Origin of the sequence: Kineosporia mesophila (genome assembly GCF_021129235.1) — a bacterium.
Classification (GTDB): Bacteria; Actinomycetota; Actinomycetes; order Actinomycetales; family Kineosporiaceae; genus Kineosporia; species Kineosporia mesophila.
This window is the reverse complement of sequence record NZ_JAJOMA010000039.1, coordinates 16,029-35,902: the sequence shown is the minus strand read 5'-3', so window position 1 is coordinate 35,902 and position 19,874 is coordinate 16,029. Positions and strand designations below refer to the sequence as shown.

General features: G+C 70.9%; 18 protein-coding genes. 10 read left to right on the top strand and 8 right to left on the bottom strand.

Translation table 11 applies throughout. The features are described from left to right. Window positions 1-106 precede the first annotated feature (106 nt). Window positions 107-976, top strand: a complete 870-nt coding sequence (locus LR393_RS33220) for an endo alpha-1,4 polygalactosaminidase (RefSeq protein ID WP_231489184.1) — start codon at window positions 107-109, stop codon at window positions 974-976. 79 nt (window positions 977-1,055) lie between these two features. Here LR393_RS33220 and LR393_RS33215 read toward each other — a convergent pair whose 3' ends face one another. From LR393_RS33215 to LR393_RS33205, 3 genes are all read right to left on the bottom strand, one after another. Then, entirely contained in the window at window positions 1,056-1,475 is a 420-nt protein-coding gene (locus LR393_RS33215) for a nuclear transport factor 2 family protein (protein ID WP_231489183.1), read from the bottom strand. Between the two features lie 123 nt (window positions 1,476-1,598). After that, a complete protein-coding gene (locus LR393_RS33210; RefSeq protein WP_231489182.1) occupies window positions 1,599-2,381 on the bottom strand; it encodes a coiled-coil domain-containing protein in 783 nt (260 codons plus the stop codon). 211 nt (window positions 2,382-2,592) lie between these two features. Continuing rightward, window positions 2,593-2,934, bottom strand: coding sequence for a GNAT family N-acetyltransferase (locus LR393_RS33205; protein ID WP_231489181.1), 342 nt, complete (start codon window positions 2,932-2,934; stop codon window positions 2,593-2,595). 56 nt (window positions 2,935-2,990) lie between these two features. On the opposite strand from LR393_RS33205, the gene LR393_RS33200 reads away from it, so the two are divergent. Genes LR393_RS33200 through LR393_RS33190 form a run of 3 tightly spaced genes read left to right on the top strand, consistent with a single transcriptional unit; the run spans window position 2,991 to window position 3,875 of the window. After that, the gene (locus LR393_RS33200; protein ID WP_231489180.1) at window positions 2,991-3,140 is read left to right on the top strand and encodes a hypothetical protein; all 150 of its coding nucleotides are present in this window, start codon (window positions 2,991-2,993) and stop codon (window positions 3,138-3,140) included. 53 nt (window positions 3,141-3,193) lie between these two features. After that, window positions 3,194-3,394, top strand: a complete 201-nt coding sequence (locus LR393_RS33195) for a VOC family protein (RefSeq protein WP_231489179.1) — start codon at window positions 3,194-3,196, stop codon at window positions 3,392-3,394. Between the two features lie 10 nt (window positions 3,395-3,404). Beyond that, window positions 3,405-3,875, top strand: coding sequence for an SRPBCC family protein (locus LR393_RS33190; RefSeq protein WP_231489178.1), 471 nt, complete (start codon window positions 3,405-3,407; stop codon window positions 3,873-3,875). 86 nt (window positions 3,876-3,961) lie between these two features. On the opposite strand, the gene LR393_RS33185 is transcribed toward LR393_RS33190, so the two are convergent. From LR393_RS33185 to LR393_RS33175, 3 genes are all read right to left on the bottom strand, one after another. Then, window positions 3,962-5,080, bottom strand: coding sequence for a hypothetical protein (locus tag LR393_RS33185; protein ID WP_231489177.1), 1,119 nt, complete (start codon window positions 5,078-5,080; stop codon window positions 3,962-3,964). Continuing rightward, window positions 5,058-5,390: a hypothetical protein gene (locus LR393_RS33180; protein WP_231489176.1), complete on the bottom strand. Its 333-nt coding sequence runs from the start codon at window positions 5,388-5,390 to the stop codon at window positions 5,058-5,060. Before LR393_RS33180 ends, LR393_RS33185 begins: the two co-directional genes overlap by 23 nt. Before the next feature lie 269 nt (window positions 5,391-5,659). Continuing rightward, window positions 5,660-7,909 carry a putative bifunctional diguanylate cyclase/phosphodiesterase gene (locus LR393_RS33175; protein ID WP_231489175.1) on the bottom strand — a complete coding sequence of 750 codons (2,250 nt, stop codon included), beginning with the start codon at window positions 7,907-7,909 and terminating at the stop codon, window positions 5,660-5,662. A gap of 120 nt (window positions 7,910-8,029) precedes the next feature. On the opposite strand from LR393_RS33175, the gene LR393_RS33170 reads away from it, so the two are divergent. After that, window positions 8,030-10,978 carry an AfsR/SARP family transcriptional regulator gene (locus LR393_RS33170; RefSeq protein ID WP_231489174.1) on the top strand — a complete coding sequence of 983 codons (2,949 nt, stop codon included), beginning with the start codon at window positions 8,030-8,032 and terminating at the stop codon, window positions 10,976-10,978. Window positions 10,979-11,057: 79 nt separating this feature from the next. After that, the gene (locus LR393_RS33165) at window positions 11,058-11,588 is read left to right on the top strand and encodes a sigma-70 family RNA polymerase sigma factor (protein ID WP_231489173.1); all 531 of its coding nucleotides are present in this window, start codon (window positions 11,058-11,060) and stop codon (window positions 11,586-11,588) included. A 56-nt stretch (window positions 11,589-11,644) separates the two neighbouring features. On the opposite strand, the gene LR393_RS33160 is transcribed toward LR393_RS33165, so the two are convergent. Further along, window positions 11,645-13,021, bottom strand: coding sequence for a hypothetical protein (locus LR393_RS33160; RefSeq protein ID WP_231489172.1), 1,377 nt, complete (start codon window positions 13,019-13,021; stop codon window positions 11,645-11,647). Between the two features lie 126 nt (window positions 13,022-13,147). Between LR393_RS33160 and LR393_RS33155 the strand changes: the two genes are divergently transcribed. Both LR393_RS33155 and LR393_RS36005 read left to right on the top strand, forming a co-directional pair. Next, a complete protein-coding gene (locus tag LR393_RS33155) occupies window positions 13,148-13,441 on the top strand; it encodes a WXG100 family type VII secretion target (protein ID WP_231489171.1) in 294 nt (97 codons plus the stop codon). A gap of 84 nt (window positions 13,442-13,525) precedes the next feature. After that, entirely contained in the window at window positions 13,526-17,935 is a 4,410-nt protein-coding gene (locus LR393_RS36005) for an FtsK/SpoIIIE domain-containing protein (protein WP_331283011.1), read from the top strand. Between the two features lie 252 nt (window positions 17,936-18,187). On the opposite strand, the gene LR393_RS33140 is transcribed toward LR393_RS36005, so the two are convergent. Further along, window positions 18,188-18,589, bottom strand: coding sequence for a hypothetical protein (locus LR393_RS33140; protein WP_231489170.1), 402 nt, complete (start codon window positions 18,587-18,589; stop codon window positions 18,188-18,190). Window positions 18,590-18,747: 158 nt separating this feature from the next. Here LR393_RS33140 and LR393_RS33135 point away from each other — a divergent pair, with 158 nt between their 5' ends. Continuing rightward, window positions 18,748-19,044, top strand: a complete 297-nt coding sequence (locus tag LR393_RS33135; protein WP_231489169.1) for a putative quinol monooxygenase — start codon at window positions 18,748-18,750, stop codon at window positions 19,042-19,044. 113 nt (window positions 19,045-19,157) lie between these two features. Then, window positions 19,158-19,610: a GNAT family N-acetyltransferase gene (locus tag LR393_RS33130; protein WP_231489168.1), complete on the top strand. Its 453-nt coding sequence runs from the start codon at window positions 19,158-19,160 to the stop codon at window positions 19,608-19,610. Window positions 19,611-19,874: the final 264 nt, after the last annotated feature.

The window sequence follows — 19,874 nt, the reverse complement described above, 5'->3', positions numbered from 1 at the left end:
TGGTGAACAACGAATTGTGGTCGAGCCCAGCCGGTAACCAATCCGGCACCCGGTCGCCAGGGGCATCCCGAGGCGGGGCCGGCCGCTGAGCACGTTCGGAGACCCGGTGTCCCCTGCCCTGAACCTCAAGCGCCTGCTCGCGCTCGGACTGGCCGCGGTCGTGGCGCTGAGCGCGGTCGCGTACTTCACCATGTCGGGTGCCGACGCCACACCCAAGGTCGCTGCCACCACGGCCACTGCTGCTGCGGCGGCCAAGACCTACAAGCTCCCGCCGGTCAACGGCAAGGTCGACTACCAGCTGGGCGGTGCCTACACCCCGCCGGCGGGCACGAAGATCGTCACCCGTGACCGCACCGCCAAGATCGTCAAGGGCGCGTACAACATCTGCTACGTCAACGCGTTCCAGGTGCAGCCGGGCGAGGAGAAGTGGTGGAAGAAGAACCACCCGAGCCTGCTGCTCAAGGACAGCAGCGGTGACTACGTGGTGGACGAGGACTGGGACGAGCTGATGCTCGACACCTCCACGGCGGCCAAGCGCAAGCAGCTCGCGGCGATCGTGGGTAAGTGGTTCACCGGCTGCGCGACCAAGGGCTACCAGGCCGTCGAGCCGGACAACCTGGACTCGTACACGCGCTCGGGCAAGCTGCTGACCAAGGCGAACGCGGTGGCCTTCACGAAGCTCCTGGCCGCCCGCGCCCACACGGCAGGCCTGGCGATCGGGCAGAAGAACACCGTCGAGCTCGGCACGCAGGGCAAGAAGGCCGGGCTGGACTTCGCCGTCACCGAGGAGTGCGGCCGCTACGACGAGTGCGGCGACTACACCAAGGTCTACGGTAACCACGTCATCGTGATCGAGTACACCAAGAGCGCTTTCACGAAGACCTGCGATGCGTACGGCAGCCGGCTCTCGGTGGTGCGCCGCGACGTCGACGTGTCGCCGAAGGGCAGCAAGGGCTACGTCTACCAGGCCTGCTGAGTTTTCCTGAGTTTTCGAGCAACGGACGCGGCCCTCCCCCTTCCGGGGAGGGCCGCGTCCGTTGCTCGTGCAGTTGTTCTCAGGCACCCCACCCGGCCGGTGCGTCCACCGTCTTCCCGAAGACCGGGTTGTAGTACTCCCAGAGCTCGTCGCACAGACCGTTCTCGCCGAAGGTCAGCACGAGGCAGCCGGGCAGTGTCACCTCGGACGTGGCGGCGCGCGGTGTCCAGTCCGGGTCGCGCATCGTGGCCCACCACTCCACCACGGTGCGGCGCCTGTCACTGATCGGTACGCCGAGGAAGAGTTTCAGATCGGTCTGGGTGTGCGTGGCCCGTTTCCAGTAGGCCGCGATCTCCTCATGACCTCGATAGGGCGCGCCGGTGGGGGAGGAGTGGTAAACCGCGTCGACCGCGAACAATTCAACCACGCCCTCGTGATCCCGACCGCGCCAAGCTTCCGCATACTGCTGGATCCACTCGGTGCGATTCATACTGTCCATCGTGCGCCGCACCTCGCGACCTGTACCAGTGAGCTAAGTCCCACTACGCAACGTAGCCGCTGGAGAAACCGGACGGGCCGCCCCCAACGTCGCGGGCGGCCCGGCTACCGGTGATGTGCGGTGTCAGTTGCTGTTCGTGTCGACCTTCGCGGCGACATGCTTCAGCAGACTGAGTATCTCGTCCTGGCCGGTCTTGAGGAGGCGGACATCTTCCTTCAGGGTGTGGACGTCGGTCTTGAGGATGTGGACGTCTTCCTTCAGAACGGTGACGTCGGTCTTGAGGAGGCGGACATCTTCCTTCAGGAGAGTGACGTCGTTCTTGAGGAGGTCGACGTCGTTCTTGAGAAGTTCGACGTCTGCATTCAGCCTGTCCTGGCCGGCATTGAGGAGGTAGAAGTCGGTCTGGATGGTGGTCATACCGCGCTTCAGCAGCGCGATGTCTGCGCGCATCTCACTCTGGCCGCGCTTGACGAGGTTGATGTCGCTGGCCATGCCGGCCTGCTGCTCTTGGAGGACAGCGACGTCGCCGGCCAGGGAGGTCTGTTGCTCCTTGAGCGCACCGACATCACCCAGCAGCTGATCCTGCTTGTGCTGTACATCTTTCTGCCCGCCGAGGATATCGGTGATGTCTTCGTGCATCTCCGCCCCGTCGGTGCGCAGATGGCTGACTGATTCGTCGACCGTGGTGAGCGTTCGATCGACCCGGCCGGTCTTGTTCTCGAGGGCCACGAGGACGCGATGATTGTCGGCCTGGTCCGCCCGGCATTCGTTGACCAGCTTCTTGAAACCGTCGACGCGGAGGTCTGTCACCGACAGCCGGTCGTGGGGTGGCTCCTTGTCCATCGTCAGCCTCTTCTCCATGCGATGCACCCGACCCGTGACCTTGTCCAACTGTGAGCTACTCATGGCGGCGAGTCTAGGTACCTCCGGATGGCCTTTTCGGCGTATTTCCGAACGCGGGACAGTGAGCGTGCAGTGTCCCAAAGTAAAGGCTACATCAAGGATTTCCGGAAAAACTGCGACCGGAATCCTGCAACCGTTCCGGTCCGGAACAGCTCGTACCCCGCGCTCCGGTAGAGCCCGATCGCGGCCGTCTGGCGCTCGGTCGTGTCCAGTGTCAGCTCCGGATCCCTCGGCTCACGGCTCGTTCTTCCAGGGTGTTCAGCAGCAGGCGTCCGTGCCCCGAGCCCTGATGGTCCGGATGCACGCGCATGCGCTTGACCTCGGCGGTGGTGGGGCCGGTGCGGCGAAGGGCTCCCATGGCGATGATCTGGGCATTCGTTTCCAGGACGAGGAATTCGCCGCCCGGCTCGAGGTAGTGCTGCCGAATGTCGTTCAGGTCGTCGTCCCCGGGGCCGGGGCCGGCGTCGGCCATCACCGAGCGCAGGGCGGCGTGGTGCAGGTCGATGATCGCGGCGGTGTCGGTGGGCGTGGCGTGGCGCAGAAGGGGATCGGTCATGGCGACGACGAGTTTCCCAACTAGATCAATAGATGTTCAAGCCTGGAGGAGACCAGATGGACTACACGCTGGGGGTCGTGGCCGTGCCGACCCGGGACGTCGACGTGTTCAAGGAGCTCTGCGAGCAGAAGATGGGCCGGCCCGTCGACCATGACGTCGAGCCCTGGCCCGGTGTGCGGTACGTGCAGATCACCCCGCCGGGATAGGGCTGCTCGATCGTGCTGGGTGCGGCGACGGGGATGGAGCCGGGCTGCAGCTGGTGGTGGCCGACATCGTCGCCGAGCCCGCGGGGCTCTCGGCCCGGGGTGTCGAGGTCAGTGACGTGCGGGCACTCGACGGCGACGCGTCCCGGCTGGAGCAGAGTGGAAAAGCTCTGGAAATCCTGGGTTTCGTGTTCTTCAGCGATCCGGACGGCAACGGCTGGGCGATCCGTCAGATCTCGGCGCGGGCGGAAAACTAGGCTGTGTCCCATGACGAATGAGCGGTTCGAGGTCGGGCGTCAGGTCGCGGCGACGCCGGCGGAGGTGTTCGCGGTGCTGACCGACCCGCAGGGACATGTCGCGATCGACTCCTCGGGCATGCTGCAGTGGGCGCAGGGCGAGCAGGTCACGCAGGTGGGCGACACGTTCGTGGTGCACATGGATCGGGAGTCGCTGGGTGACCTGCCGATGGGCAGGTACGACGTCACGGTGATCATCACGCGCTTCGAGCCGGACGCGGCGATCGAGTGGACGATCTCCGGCACGGTGCAGCCGCCGATCAGGCACCTCTACGGGTACACGCTGCAGCCGGCGCCGGAGGGCACGCTGGTCACGTCGTACTACGACTGGAGCCAGATCGAGTCGCGTTACCGCGGCGTCGTCAATTTCCCGGTCATCCCCGAGGCCGGGCTCAAGGCGACGCTGGGCATCCTCGCGCGCACCGTGGAGAAGCACGGATGAGGTGAGCCCACGCGTCCGGTCGTCGGGAATCCGCTGACGGACAGGAGATCCACCGGCCACCCGGAGGATGACGAGGGCCGGGAGTCTCAGACGGTCTCGTGATCGTCCACGGTGACCGGGGTCTCGCCCGGGCCCGAGGGCGCGCGGGAGACGAGTTCGGCCCCGGGGGATCCGTGCACGAGCAGGGAGCCCTCCTTCACCCGGGCGTTCATCACCGGGACGAAGTCGCCCAGGCGCGCCTCGAGCAGCTGCTGCAGGATGGTCAGCGGGATCTGTTCATCCTGGGCGAGGGTGACGTCGATCAGCGCGCTCAGCCGGGACGGGGCACCGGCGTCGTTCGGTAGCCGGATCACCCGGTGCGGGGTGCTGCCGGAAGTGCGCCGCTCGTTCTGGAGTTCGCGCACGTGCTCGGCGGCCTGCATGAGCACCTTGCTGCCGACGAGGGTCATCAGGGACAGCCCGAGGATCTGGGCCTTCGCCGAGTCCGGGACCCGCTGGTTCTGCGAGTCCCGCAGGAACGAGATCTTGTTCGTCACGCTGGCCACCTCGTCGGGCGGCAGGTTCTGCAGGGTTGCCACGGTGTAGGTGAAGAGTGTGTCCGCGCTCTCCTCGAACGAGATGCCGCGCATGGCCCGGCGCACGTGCCGGGTGCGGGCCAGCGCCCGCTCGCGGTCGACGGCCCGGTCGGCGGCCGTGAGGATCACGTGCAGCACCGCGTACGGGCCGACGCTGACGCGCTGCTCGCCGCAGGTGACATTGAGAAAAGAACTGCGGAAAACCGCGGCCGCCCCGAATCCGGCGAGAAAGATCTGCGCGATCTGCTCGTGTTCGCGGCCCGCGCCCAGATCCCAGTGGAATTTCTGCACGATGTACAGGGCGCACAGGGCGGCCCCGACATTCACCAGGATATAGGCCAGGCCGGGCATGGATATCGAGGCGACCACCGGGGCGTCCCGATAGCGGGACACTAATTCGGCCAACGATGTCATCCCGCCGAGAAGGCCGGAGATGTAGAACGACCAATATCCCGGATCGTCCAGGACGACCACCTCGCGGGTCAGCACCACCAGGGTCGCCAGGGCGACCGCGGCGCCCAGGAGATGTCCCCGCCGCCATTCGGTCGGGGTCTCCCGCAGGGCCGCCAGACGGGCGGGTGAACTCCCGCTGTCCGGGGCCTTCGTGCTACCGCGGAGGAAGCCGGACACTTTCGTGGCCCGGCCGGCCGTCGAGCTGGACGATCTCGAGACGGTCGAGTTCCAGCACGATCTCGGCCACGGTCAGCATGGGCTTGTCCATCTTCTCCGCGAGCTGGGGAATGGTCAGTTCCCCGCCGGACTCAGCGATGATTTCCGGTACCGTCCGGGTCTCTCCGGAAGGACGGGGTCGTGGCGGTACAGCTCGTGCAATACGCAGATCGTCGTCAACCATGGTCTTCCCCCCTAGCGCAACGTCCAGCGCGTCGGAAATGACGCTGATGCCGGACGGTGAAATCAAGCCGATGGATGATCGCGTCATGCGGATCAATCTCCCCTGAGTTTCGACTGGTCACACTAGCGGAGCAAGACCCCGAAGCTAGCATGCGGCCGAATTTCCCAGGACCGGCTCGGGGTAATCCGCTGATTGTCGGAAGTATTCCGACTGGGCCGTTTCCCGAATATTCCGGCCGATTCGCGGAGTGTGCGCCGACACCGCCGTAGCGTCGCCGGGGTGAGCGATCCGGCGTCCGACTGGACCGGCACCGCGCGCGGCTTCCGGGGCCGGCCCCGAGCACCGTTCCACTGCGCCTAGGAGACTGCTATTTCGGTGTCCTGGGCCGGTTTCGGGCGGCCGAGGTAGTAGCCCTGGGCCAGTTCGCAGCCGATGGTGACGAGCCGGTCGAGCTGTTCCTGGGTCTCCACGCCCTCGGCGACCACGTCGAGGTTGAAGGCGTGGGCGGCCGTGACCATGAGCCGCACCAGGGCCTGGGTGGCGGGGTCGTCGGAGCGCAGGAAGCTCTGGTCGATCTTGAGGGTGTCGATCTGGAGTTTCTGGAGCTGGCCGATGCTGGTGTAGCCGGTGCCGAAGTCGTCGAGGCTGACGGTGACGCCCAGCGCGCGCAGGTCGCGCAGGTGGGCGTCGGCGGTGGGCTCGTCGAGCAGCACGGTCTCGGTGATCTCCAGGACCAGCCGCCGGGCGTCCAGGCCGCTCACGTGCAGCGCGTCGCGCACCTCCTCCACCAGGGAGGGCGAGGCCAGGTGCCGCGCGGAGATGTTGACGGCCATCGTGACGTCGCCGTGGCTGTCGGGGTCCTGCCGGGTCCAGGCGGCCAGCTGCTGCGTGGCCCGGGCCAGTACCCAGCGGCCGATCTCGCAGATCAGCGGGCTCTCCTCGGCGGTCGGGATGAACTCGTTGGGTGGCACCATCCCGCGCTGGGGGTGCCGCCAGCGGATCAGGGCCTCGTAGGAACGCAAGGAGCCCGTGGCCACGCTCATCACCGGCTGGTAGTGCAGCTCGAACTCGTCGCCCGCCAGCCCGGACCGGATGTCGGACTCCAGCTGGGCGCGGATCTCCAGTTCGGTGCGCAGGGCCTGGTCGAAGATCTCGGCCCGTCCCCGGCCGTTGCCCTTGGCCCGGTAGGCGGCCAGATCGGCGTCCTGCAGCAGTTTTTCGGGGTCGATCTCGCCGTCGCGGGCCAGGGCGATCCCGACGCTGGCGCCGACCGAGGCCTGACCGGCGCCGGTCATGATCGGGTCACTGACCGCGGCCACCAGGCGTTCGGCGATGGCCATCAGCTCGGCGGGGGTGGGGACGGGGTCGATGAGGATGACGAATTCGTCGCCGCCCTGGCGCCCGATCACGTCGCCGGCGCGCAGCACGTCGCGCATGCGGGCGGTGGCGGTGCGCAGCACGTCGTCGCCGGCGGCGTGGCCGAGCTGGTCGTTGACGCGTTTGAAGAAGTCGAGGTCGACGAAGAGGACGGCGACTTCGCTGCCGCTGCGGCGGGCGCGCTGCATCTGGGCGGCCAGGAGTTCCATCAGGTAGGCGCGGTTGGGCAGGTCGGTGAGGGGGTCGTGGGCGGCTTGATGGACGAGGTCGTCGCGCAGGGCGTCGCTCTGGCGGGTGGAGGCCTCGAGCTGGCGCATGGACAGCCACATCCGGGCCGGCACCAGCACCGAGAGCAACGCCGCGGCGACCGCCAGGGGCAGGTGGTCGAACTCCTTGCCCCGCAGGTTGTCGAACATCAGCACGGCCGGGATCACGAACAGGGCGCCGTACGTCGCCATCAGCCGCGAGGGCGTCAGCGGGAGGCGCCGGCCCGGGGTGCTGCGGGCCCCCGGGAGCGCCGCGGCCCGCAGCCCGGCCCCGGCCCAGCCGATCTGCATGACGAAGTAGGCCGTGGAGAACAGCCGGTCCTGGAACGTCAGGGTGCCCCCGGACAGCCCGAACAGGGTGTCGCCGGCGAGCAGCCCGGCGGTGCTGAGGGTCAGCCAGCGGGCGACCACGGTGTCGACGATGCCGGGCGGGCTGGTCAGCAGCCAGACCGCGAAGGTCAGCAGCAGGATGTTCGCCGCCGGGTAGGCCAGCGTGACGAAGTGGGCCGGCGTGGTCGGCGCGTGGACCTGGTCGGTCAGGGCCAGCCAGACGATCAGGCCGCCCGCGACCGCCACCACCATCGTGTCCAGGGCACTCGCCAGGTCACGGGGGCGCCCGCGTTGCATCAGGGCCAGGCCCGCGGCCAGGAAGGTGTAACCGATCAGGTAGGCGGCGTCCGCCGGGGAGGGGTACGGCCGCGCGGTGCCGGTCGTGATGTACCAGGCCTGCACGGCGTCCGCGGCGACCGTCAGGCCCGCGCCGGCGGCGAGCACCAGCCAGGCGCCGCGGCGCCGCCGGTCCCGGGTCCCGGCCAGCACCAGGGCGCCCACGGCCAGCAGCCCCAGCGGCAGCTCCGCGAGGCTGCGCGCGGCACCGGCCGGAACCAGCCAGTACGTGGCCAGGCCGATGACGAGGAGAACCGCGTACGCCTGTTCCAGGCCCGTGCGCCTGCCGATCCCCATCCCGCAGACTTCGGAACACCCGGTGGCACAGTGAAGTTCTGCGGATCAGCCGTCATGCGCCCGGGTGCTCGGCCCCCGAAAATCGTGACTCACCGTAAAGGGCGGCCTAGACTGGTTTCCGTGCATTTCAGGGTACTGGGGCCCCTCCGGGGCTGGTCGGGCGATGCCGAGCTGCGCCTCGGCCCGCCCAAGCAACGGGCCGTCCTGGCCTTGTTGCTGGTCAGGTCCGGGCAGCCGGTCGCGTTGCACGAGCTCGTCGACCTGCTCTGGCCCGACGATCCGCCGCACACGGCCGTCAACGTGGTGCACCGGCAGATGGCCGCCCTGCGCCGCACCCTCGAACCCGGACTTCCCGCGCGCACCCCATCACGCTGGGTCACCCGCGACGCCGCCGGTTACCGCCTCGACGTGACCGGCGGTGCACACGCCGCATCCGCCGCGCCCGGCCGCGCCCTCGATCTGGAGGACTTCCGCGACCTGGTGCGCGAGGCCTCGTCCCTCACCGATCACCACCGCGCCGCCGGGATGCTCCTGCGGGCCCTGTCCCTGTGGCACGGCCCGGTGGTCGCCGACCTGACCCCCGGGGTGCGCCAGCACCCGGCGTTCGTCGCGGTCGAGGCGGAGTACCTGTCCGCGGTCCGGCGCGCCGCCGACCGGGCGCTCGCGGGCGGGACCCCGATCGCCGGCGAGCTGCCCGCCCGGCTGCGGGAGGCCTCGGACCGGTATCCGCTGGACGAGGCCGTGCAGGCCCGGCTGATGCTGGTGCTGGCGGCGGTCGGCCGTTCCGCGGAGGCGCTGGACCGGTTCGAGCGCCTGCGGGTCGTGCTCGACGAGGAGCTCGGCCTACCGCCGGGCCCGGAACTGCGTGAGGCCCGGCGGCGCGTGCGGGAGCAGACCGAGGCGACCACCTCGTCCTCTGCTCACCGCTCTTCGGGCCCGTCCGGTCGGATCGATCAGGACGAGAGGGCCGGAACTGAGGACGACGTGGTCGCCCTGGTCGCGCCGGCCCAGTTGCCTGCCGATCTGGCCTCGTTCACGGGCCGCCGGCACGAGCTGGACGTGGTGTCGTCGCTGCTGGCCGGGACCGGGACCGGTCAGGCGCCCCGGCTGGTGGTGATCAGCGGTATGGGCGGGGTGGGGAAGACGACCATGGCCGTGCACTGGGCGCACCGGGTCGCCGACCGGTTCCCCGGCGGCCAGCTCTACGTGAACCTGCGGGGTTTCCATCCCAGTGGCTCCGTGACCGGCGTGGTCGAGGTGCTGCGCTCGTTCCTGGAGGCGCTGGGGGTGCCCGTGCCGCGGGTCCCGGCCGGGCTGGAGGCCCAGGCGTCGCTGTACCGGAGCCTGCTGGCCGGTCGCCGGATGCTGATCCTGCTGGACAACGCCCGCGACAGCGACCACGTGCGTCATCTGCTGCCCGGTACCACCGGGAGTCTGGTGATCGTGACCAGCCGTAATCAGCTGGTCGACCTGGTCGCGACGCAGGGTGCGCACCCGGTCGCGCTCGACCCGCTGCCGCGTCCGGAGGCCCTGGCGTTCCTGGCCGCCCGGCTGGGAGCCGACCGCACCACCCTGGAGGCCGATGCCGCGGCCCAGGTCGTCGACCTGACCGGGCGGCTGCCGCTGACCCTGGCCCTGGTCTGCGCCCAGGCCGCGGTGAATCCGGCCTACTCGCTGCAGGCCGTGGCCACCGACCTGCGGGAGTTCGGCAGCCTGGACTCCTTCAGCGGTGAGAGCGCGCCCACCGACGTGCGGTCGGTCTTCTCCTGGTCGTACCAGGCCCTCACCCCCGGCGCCGCGCGGCTGTTCCGCCTGCTCGGGCTACAGGCCGGCCCGGACTGCTCGCTGGCCGCGACGGTCAGCCTGGCCTGTCTGCCGCGTGCGCAGGTGCGGCTGCTGCTGCGCGAACTCCTGCGCGCCAGCCTGGTTTTCGAGACCCGGCCGGGCCGGTACGGGTGTCACGAGCTGCTGCGGGCGTACGCGGCGGAGCTGGCCGGGCTCGAGGAGCACCGGGAGGAGTCCGTGGCCGCGCGCACCCGGTTGCTCGACCACTACCTGCACAGCGCCGACGTGGCCGCGGCCACCCTGGGGCCCAGTCGCGACCGGGTCCCGTTGCCGGCGGCGGTTCCCGGTACCGTCGCGGAGACGTTCGCGAGTACCCGCGAGGCCGCGGCCTGGCTGGACACCGAGCGGCTGGCGCTGGTCTCGACGATCCGGCAGGAGGAGTGTCATGGATTCCCGGGCAGCGCCGATCACGCCACTGATCACGCCACTGATCACGCCCGGCACATCTGGCAGCTGGCCGGGGTGATCGAGAACTACCTGGACCGGGCCGGTTCCTGGCAGGTGCAGGCTCATCTGCAGTCGCTGGCGGTGCGGGCGGCCCGGCGCGGCGGCGACCTGGCCGGTCAGGCCCACGCCGCGCGGGCGCTGGGGTTCGCGCAGTTCCGTCTCGGCCTGTTCCCCGAGGCCACCCGTAACCTGGTCGAGGCGCTGGCGCTGTTCGACCGGGTCGGCGATCTCGCCGGCCAGGCGTTCACGCACCGGCAGCTGGCGTTCCAGGCGAACGGACGAGGTGACCACCGGGTCGCGCTGGCTCAGTACGGCAGTGCCGCGGCGCTGTACCGGGGACTGGGCGACCTGAGCGGTCAGGGCTGGGTGCACAACGAGGTCGGCTGGACACACATCCTGATCGGCGACCACGAGCAGGCGCTCGGCGACTGCCGGGCGTCGATCACGCTGCACCGGCAGGTGGGCAACCCCAACGGTGAGGCGGCGGCCTGGGACAGCCTCGGCTACGCGCAGCACCACCTCGCCCGCTACGAGGAGGCCCTGGACTCCTTCGCCCGGGCGCTGGTCATCTACCGCGACATCGCCGACCGCTACCTGGAGGCCGACACCCTGGTGCACATCGGTGACGCTCACCAGGGGGCGGGCCGGCCGGCGGCGGCGGTCACGGCGTGGGAGCAGGCGCTGCTCGTGCTGGAAGACCTCGGTCATCCGGACGCCGAGCTGGTACGGGTCAAGGTGCTGGCGAGCGGGTCGGGGATGTTGCGCGAGCGGTCCTGATCGGTCCTGATCGGCCCGGTCGGCCGGGCGTCAGAAAAACGTCAGAGTTCCGGAAGCCGAACTGCCTACGGTCCCCGACATGACCGCCATGATCACGTCATCTCCCGTGGCCGGGCCGGACCCGCTGTTCGATGCCCTGGTCGCCGAGCACTCCCGGGCGATGCTCGCGTACGTCGAGTCGGTGATCAACGATCACCACCTGGCCGAGGACATCGTGCAGGAGACACTGATCCGGGCCTGGCGGCACGCCGGGGTGCTCGATGCGGCCAAGGGCTCGGTGCGCGGCTGGCTGCTGACCGTGGCCCGCAACCTGGCCATCGACCGGATCCGCAGTGCCAGTTCGCGGCACGAGAGCGTCGGCGCCGACCACCGGCCCGAGCCACTGCCCGGCAAGGTGCATCCCGATCACGCCGACGACGTGGTGGCCAAGCAGGTCACCGACGAGCTGCTGCGTCATCTGTCGCCCGAGCACCGCGACGTGATCCGCTACACCTGCCTGAACGGGCTCACCGCCCGGGAGACCGCGCTGGCGCTCGGCATCCCCGTAGGCACGGTGAAGTCCCGCCGTCACTATGCCCTTTCGGTCTTGCGCCGCAAGATCGCCGCCTAGCTCGGCGCCTTCTTCGCCCCTTCGTCGATCACGAACGAAGAAGTTCCCCGTAGGTCTCAGGCCGGCACCCTCACGTCGAGGTCCAGCACCGGGATGCGCACGTCGCCGTCGGCGTGGGCGTGCCAGCGCCAGTGCGCGCCGGTCGCGAGGTCGCCGGCGACCAGGCCCGTCCATCCGGCGCCGTCGGATCCGCAGAGCCGGAACAGCTCGTCGAGGGTCGCGCGGTCGGGGGTGCCGGCGACCACGACCAGTCCCCGGACCGGCCGGCGCACGGCGGTGGCGCGCACGGGGGAGTTCTCCCGCGGGGCCGGGGTACCCGCCGGTGGGCCGGAGACCTGGTTCAGCCCGGCCGGGACGGGCAGGGCGGGATGGGCGCCGAGCACCTGCACCGGGGTGCCGGGAGCCCCGGCGGCCACCTCGGCGAGCAGGTGACGGATCACGTCGCGGCTCACCTCGGGGTCCCCGGTCACACTGAGGACGCCGTCGAGCCGGCTCAGGTCGACGAGGACGGCGTCGGTCATTCCGTCGGTGTCGGTGCTTCCCACCCGGACCAGGCACGCGCTGCCGTCGCCGGTGCCGTGGGTGTCGAGGCGGCCGGTGCCGTTCATCCGCCAGCGGGTGCCCTCCAGGTTCTGCCAGGGGGCGGGCAGGACCGGTTCCACGGTGTCGGCGCAGATCCAGACGGTGACGCCGGCGTGGTCCACCTCCAGCGCGTGCACCTGGGGGTGGCCTCCGGGGGGAGCCGGAACGGCCTGGAGGGTGCCGAGCGTGCCGTAGGCGCGGCGCACGGTCTCGGTGTCGGAGCGGAAGGAGCCGCCCAGCGAGCGCCGGCCGGCCAGGCGACGGCGCCGGCGACCGGGCTCGCGCAGGCGGTCCAGGGCCCGGCCCAGGCCGGAGAACCAGCGGGCCACCCGGCCCCGGGCCACGATCGCGGCGGTGATCAGGGCCAGCAGTACCGAGCCGACAGCGGCGAGCACCGCCGCCGCCGGGAGACCGGTGTCGTCGCCGCCCTGGGTCTGGCCGTTGTCCATCTCCACGGCCCGGTCGGCCCTCTCGCGGGCCAGCTGCACGAGCTGACCGGTGGCGTCGTCGGGCAGGCGCAGGATCCAGCCGGGGGTCAGCTGCTGGTTCGCGTTCTGCAGGGCGTCACCGTCGGGCTGCCGCTGCCCCTGGTTCAGCCGGAAGATCTCGCCGGCGCGGTTCTGGTCGCCGAGCGTGGCGGCGGCCACCTGGGCCAGGCCCACGGGCCGGCCGCCGGTGCGGTCCAGGCCGGGGACGACGAGGACCTTGACCACGTTCTCGTCGCCGCCGGCGCCGGCCGGGCGGGTGTCGGCGGACGCGGTGGTCGCCAGGGTGCCCAGCAGCCCGAGGGTCACGAGCATCAGCAGGGCCAGGCTCGGCAGTGCCCGGCCACCGGGAATTCTCCGCGTCATGCCCGGGGTACGAGACCCGGCCGGTCAAGGGTTCGATGCCGGCGACCTGAACCTTCGGGAACCGGCGTGTCGTATGGCTGAGGACACGTACGTGACCGAGCCGCCGAACGCCGAGGAGATAACGCCGTGCCCGATTACAAGATCAACTCTGACGAGACCGCGGCCACCTCACAGGCGCTGCTGAACGACTTCACGCAGTTGCAGGACAAGCTCACCGAGGTGCGCGGCAAGATCCAGAACCTGCTCGCCAACGGGTACTCCACCCCGGCCGCGCAGCAGAAGTTCTCGCCCTTCTTCGACGAGTTCGGCAAGGGCTTCGAGCAGGTCAACACCGGCCTTCAGGGCATCGGGCAGTACGTGCGCTCGGTCGGTGAGGCCTTCACCCAGACCGACGACCAGCTCGGCTCGAACCTGGGCTGACCCGCCCACTGCCGACCCGCCCCCCCGAGTTCCCCATTCGGCGTCCGCGCCACCGGACCCACCCATGACGAAAGCCGATGTGCCGTGCGACTGAATGTCAGCGTTCGCGACCCGTACGACCCGGCGGTGTCCGCCACCGTCGTGGTCGAGACCGACCCCGCGGCCCGGGTCGGGGCCCTGGCCGCAGAACTGGCACGCACCGTGGGCTTCTCGGGTGAGGGCAGGGACACGGGCGGGGCGGGGGAGCCGGCTCTGTTCGCCGGGGCGCAGGCCCTGGCCCCCGACGACACGCTGCGCCGGGCGGGCATCCGCGACGGCGCCGACCTCGGGCTGGGGGTCCCGGCCCCGGCCGGGCCCTCCCCGGAGGGCCGCACCGAGGTGCGCGTGGTCTCCGGACCGTCCGCGGGCACGGTCTTCCGGCTCCCGGCGGGCGACTACGACCTGGGCAGCGACCCGGCCTGCCGGGTGCGGCTGCCCGCCGGCGAGGGCGCCCCGCCCTTCGCCGCGCAGGTGCGCGTGCACCTGGACGGCACCGCCGAACTACTGCGCGCCGACGCCGCCCAGCTCGACGGCAAGAGCGTCCCGGGCAGCACCCCCTGGCGCGAGGGCAGCCTGCTGGGCGTGGGCGACAGCCTGCTGGAGATCTCCTCCGCCCGGCCGGTGCCCGCACCGCTGACCCCGGCCCAGGACGGTCTGGGTCTGGAGTTCAACCGGCCCCCACGGTTCCTGCCGCCGACGGCCGGCCAGAAGTTCCGGCTCCCGTCGCCGCCCAGGAAGCCCGACAAGCGCCCGATCCCGCTGCTGCCCATCCTGCTGCTGCCCGCCGGCAGCGCCCTGGTCACGATCCTCGTCACCGGTAGGTGGACCTTCATCTTCATCGCCCTGCTGTCCCCGCTGGGTGCCCTCGTCACCCAGTTCAGCGGCCGCCGGCAGGCGATGGAGAAGTACCGCCAGGAACTGGCCGAGCACGAGGCCCGGGTGGCGCGGCTGAACGACGACATCGAGGCCGCCGTCCTCGACGAGCAGCACCACCTGCGCCTGTCGCTGCCCGACCCGGCCTCGCTGCTGCGCATGGCCGCCCAGCCGTCCGAACGGCTGTGGGAACGCCGCTGGGCCGACCCCGACTTCCTGAGCGTGCGGGTCGGCACCACCGACCTGCCCTCGGCCACCAGCGTCGAGGACCCCACGCTCGACGAGCACCGCCGCACCACCGTGCCCGGCCTCGACCAGGTCCCCGTCCGCGTCGACGTGCGCCCGGCCGGGGTCGTCGGCATCGCCGGCCCGGGCGGCAGCGCGCTCGCGGCCTGGCTGGCGGCGCAGGCGGTCTCGCTGCACGGCCCGACCGACCTGCGCCTGGTGGTGCTGGCCGGCCCGGACGGCGAGCACACCTGGTCGTGGACCCGCTGGCTGCCGCACGCCCAGGCCCAGGCGGAAGATGCGTACTCGCTGGTGGGTACCTCCACCGACTCGCTGGCCCGGCGCATCGGCGAACTCGGCCAGATCGTCACCGCCCGCACCGCCCTGGGCCGCGACCTGACCCGCGGCGGGGTCAACGGCTACCCCGACGTCCTGGTCGTGCTGGAGCAGGCCCGCCGCGCCCGGTCCCTGCCCGGCGTGATCACCCTGCTGCGTGAGGGCCCGGCGGTGGGCGTGTTCGTGATCTGCGTCGACCGCGAGGAGCGTCTGCTGCCCGAGGAGAGCGGGGCGGTGCTGGTGACCGGTCTCCACGGCCGGGGCAACACGCTGAGCCTGCGCACCGGCCCGGGCGCCGCGCTGGAGAACGTGCGCACCGACTCACCCGAGCACTCCTGGTACGAGCACCTGGGCCGGGCCCTGGCCCCGCTGCGGGGCGTGGGCGACAGCGACGAGAGCACCCTGCCCGGTGCGGTCCGCCTGCTCGACCTGATGAAACTCGAGCCGCCCACACCCAGTGCCCTGGTCGCCGGCTGGAGCCTGGGCGGGCGCAGCACCGTCGCGACCCTGGGCGCGGGCTACGACGGCCCGTTCTCCGTCGACCTGGTGCGCGACGGCCCGCACGCGCTGATCGCCGGCACCACCGGCTCGGGCAAGTCCGAGCTCCTGCAGACCCTCGTCGCCACCCTGGCCGTGGTCAACCGGCCCGACGAGATGACCTTCGTGCTCGTCGACTACAAGGGCGGCAGCGCGTTCGCCGAGGCCGCCGACCTGCCCCACACCGTCGGCCTGGTCACCGACCTCGACACCCACCTGGTCGAGCGCGCCCTGGTCTCCCTCGGCGCCGAACTGCGCCGCCGCGAGACCCTCCTGGCCCGGGCCGGGGCCAAGGACATCCTCGACTACCTGGACAAGCGCAGCCGCGGCGCCGACCGCCTGCCCGCACTGCCCCGGCTGATGCTGGTCATCGACGAGTTCGCGTCCATGGCCCGGGAACTGCCCGACTTCATCTCCGGCCTGGTCAACATCGCCCAGCGCGGCCGGTCACTGGGCATCCACCTGGTCCTGGCCACCCAGCGTCCCGGCGGCGCCGTCACCCCCGACATCCGTGCCAACACCAACCTGCGCATCGCCCTGCGCACCACCGACGGCACCGAGAGCCGCGACATCATCGACAGCCCGGCCTCCGGGGAGATCTCACCGGCCAACCCCGGACGCGCGTACGCCCGCCTGGGGCCCTCGGTGCTGCTGCCGTTCCAGTCCGCCCGCGTCGGCGGCCGCCGCCCGGCCGGCCTGGGAGACATCCGCACCGACACCCCGCCCCCCGTGAAGGCACAGGTCGTCACCTGGGCCGAACTCGGCGGCCCGCTACCGGCCCGCCCCCGTGGCCCCCGCGGAGGCGACGTCGAGGCCGTCACCGACCTCGCCGTCCTGGTCGAGGCCCTGGCCCGGGCCGCCCGCGACGCCGGGATCGAGCGCCAGCCCAGCCCCTGGCTGCCCGCGCTGCCCATCCTGCTCGACTGGACCCGTCCACCCGCGCCGACCGAGGCGTCCGTACGCCCCGCCGCTCTCCCCGACGTGCCCTTCGGCATCGTCGACCTGCCCGCCGAACAGGCCCGCACCGACCTCACCTTCGACCTCGACCGCTCCGGGCACCTGCACGTGGTCGGATCACCCCGCAGCGGCCGCTCCCAGACCCTGCGCACCCTGGCCGCGGCACTCGCCTCCGCCCACGGCGCCGACGACCTGCACCTGTACGGCATCGACGGCGGCAACGGCGCCCTCAACGCCCTGACCGCCCTGCCGCACACCGGCGCCGTCGTCGACCGCAAGCAGATCGAGCGCCTGGGCCGTCTCCTCGACCGCCTGAACACCGAACTCACCAGCCGCCAGGGCATTCTCGGCGCCCGCGGCACCGCCGACCTGACCGAGCTGCGCGCCGGTCAGGCCCCCGGCCAGCGCCTGCCGCACATCGTCGTCATGGTCGACCGGTTCGAGGTCTTCGACCGCGAGTTCCTGGCCTACGACAACGGCAGCTACCTCGAGCGCCTGCTGCGTCTGCTGCGCGACGGCGCCGGCGTCGGTATCCACCTGATCCTCGCCGGTGACAAGGTGCTCGGCAGCAACCGCTACTCCGGCACCACCGAGGACAAACTCGTCCTGCGTCTCAACGACCGCCAGGACTACTCCAGCGTCGGCATCCCGACCCGCCAGGCCCCCGAAGACCCCGCCCCCGGCCGGGCCGTGCGCACCGGCGACCTCAGCGAGGTCCAGATCGCCGTCCTCACCCGCGACCTGGCCGGCACGGCCCAGGCCGAGGTGCTGCGCTCGCTGGGCGCCGAACTGCACGAGCGTGAGGCCGGGGTACCGCGCGCCCGCCGGGCCCTGCGCCTGGACGTCCTGCCCGACCGCATCACCTACGCCGAGGCCGTGCTCCTGCCCTACACACCCGGCTCGATGCGTCCGCTGCTGGCGGTGGGCGGCGACACCCTCACCGCGCTGGGACCCGACCTCTCGGACGTCCCCTCGTTCCTGATCGCCGGGCCTCCCCGCAGCGGCCGCAGCACCGCCCTGCTGGCCGCCTCGGAATCGTTGCTGGCGGCGGGAAGTGGCCTGGTCGTGATCGCCCCGCGGCGCTCGCCGCTGCGGGACCTGGCGGGCCGGCCCGGGGTCGCGGCCGTGATCACCGAGGCCGAGGTCGGCGTCGGTGCCTTCCGCCAGGTGCTGGGCAACATTCCCGAGCCGACGGCCGTCATCGTGGTCGACGACGCCGAGCTGCTGATGAACGCGGAGATCGACCCCGACCTGGCCGCGCTGGCCCGTGGTGCCCAGGGCAACGGCTGGGGCGTGCTCGCGGCCGGGAACGCCGAGTCGCTGAGCCTCAGTCTTGCCGGATGGGTCGGGCAGGCCAAGCGCAACCGCACCGGGATGCTGCTGTCCCCGCAGGGTCTCAGCGACGGCGAGGTGATCGGCGTGAAGCTGACCCGGGGCCTGGTCGGCCAGGCCCCCCAGCCCGGCCGCGGCCTGCTGCACCTGGGTGACGGCGTCCTGCTGGGTGTGCAGGTGCCGGTGCGGGGGTAGGGCGGTCTCCGGTCACCGTGAGGTTCCGGGGCGGCTCACGCACCCGGTCGGCGTCGGGACCGGCCTCATCGGTATCAGCAGGGCACATCGGGGTATCCATCTGCGTGCGGCTGCGGCGGTTCTCGATGATCGGCGCTGGAGGGACAGGCCGTGGATCTTGCGCCGGACCTGGTGATGACGGGGCCCGGTTCGACCGGCCGGGCGTGACCTCATCCGGCGGGATCCCGGGTGGGAGTGGTCGTTGCGCCTCGTTCAGCGCAGGGGCGTCCTCATCAGCGAGTGCCAGCGTGGTTGCTCGGTGATCGTCACGAGGACGCACAGGGCGGTCACCGCGATGGCGACGGGGGCCGGCCAGAGGACCCAGGCCGCCGCGGTCGCCGCGACGAGCTGGATCAGCAGCAGAAGGATGGTGACGATGCCGTGGACCGCGACCGGGGAATCGCCGCCGGGCCGGTCACCCGGGGTGCTGAAAATGGCGGACGGCACGATGAGCAGCACGAGAGCGAGAACGGCCAGCGGGATGGAGTGTGACCACAGGGCCCAGGGGGTGCCCACCCAGGCGACGATTTCGCTGAGGAAGCGCAGACCGCCGGTCAGGAGGTCGTGGCCGGGACCCCGGAGGGTGCTCGTGGTGGTGGGGTGCGTGTCGGTCACGGTGGTCCCTGCCTTCGTCCACGGTGCGGCTATATCTAGTAGCTTTAAGCTAATGGCTTTAGCCAGATAGGTCAACGTCCCATCCCGGCCCGATGTGGCAGGACGCGAAGGATTAACGTCTGTGGTGTCCACCCGAACGACGAGGCGAGGAATCAACCATGACCGTGATCGCGGTGCTCGAATTCAACCTCACGCCGGAGACCCTCGCGCAGGCGCTGCCCGTCGTCCACGAAGTCCTCGAAGAGACAAGGACTTTCGACGGCTGCGAGAGTGTGGACGTGATGGTCGACCAGGCCGATGCCGCGCACCTGGTCGTGGTCGAGCGCTGGGCGTCGATGGAGGCCGACGAGGCTTACCGGGCGTTCCGCGCCGGCCCGGGCGCGCCGACGGCGCTCGCTCCTTTCCTGGCTGCCGCCCCCATCCTGACGAAGGGGGTCATCGACCCGGCCGTCTGATCCGGTCAGCGGCCGGGTGCTGGTGCGAGGGCCGGGGCACGGGGCTCGCGCAGGTCTGGTACTGATCGGAAACTACCCAGCTCGCCCCCCGGGCTGGGCAAAGTCAGCGTTCGATGATCCAGATCAGGCCTGCGACCGCGGACGATCTCGCTCGTGTGCTGGAACTGCGCCACGATGGTTTCTCCGTTCACGCTCCGAAGAGGTACACCCTCCACGAGGTGCAGACCCTTCTCGCCGATGTCGATCCCGCCGAGTTGGGAATGCTGATCGAACGCCGTCAACTTTTTGTCGCGACGGAGAACGATCGAGTGGTGGGTTGCGCCGGCTGGGCGGACATGAGGCTGCGCCATGTCTACGTCGACCCGGCCGAGACCCGGCGAGGAATCGGCACGATGCTGGTCCGCCATGTCGAAATCGACTTTCGCGAGCGCACGGGCTCCGCTCGCATCAGGGCCGGCGTCGGTTTGCAGGCCGAGGACTTCTACCGATTCATCGGCTACACGTTCGATGAGCACGCCACCGCGGCGGACGGTAGTAGATACCTCTTCATGAGCCACGCCGTCTGATCCGGAAGAACCCCGCATCCGGACTGGCGAGAACGCGCCGCCGTCCATCGCATCAAGCGCCGCCGGATCGGGTGGGGGTACCCGGCGCCGGATCCGAACCGGGGGAGGACGAGCCCGGCGCGGCCGGGGTCGGTGTTGCCGGTGGCGACTGGGTGGGCTGCTGGGGGTCGGGCGTGGTCGAAGTCGGGGAGGACGGCGACCGGGCCAGTTGTTGCGTGACTGGGTCGGGGGTCACCTGTGTTGGTGAGGCCGGAGGTGACTGGG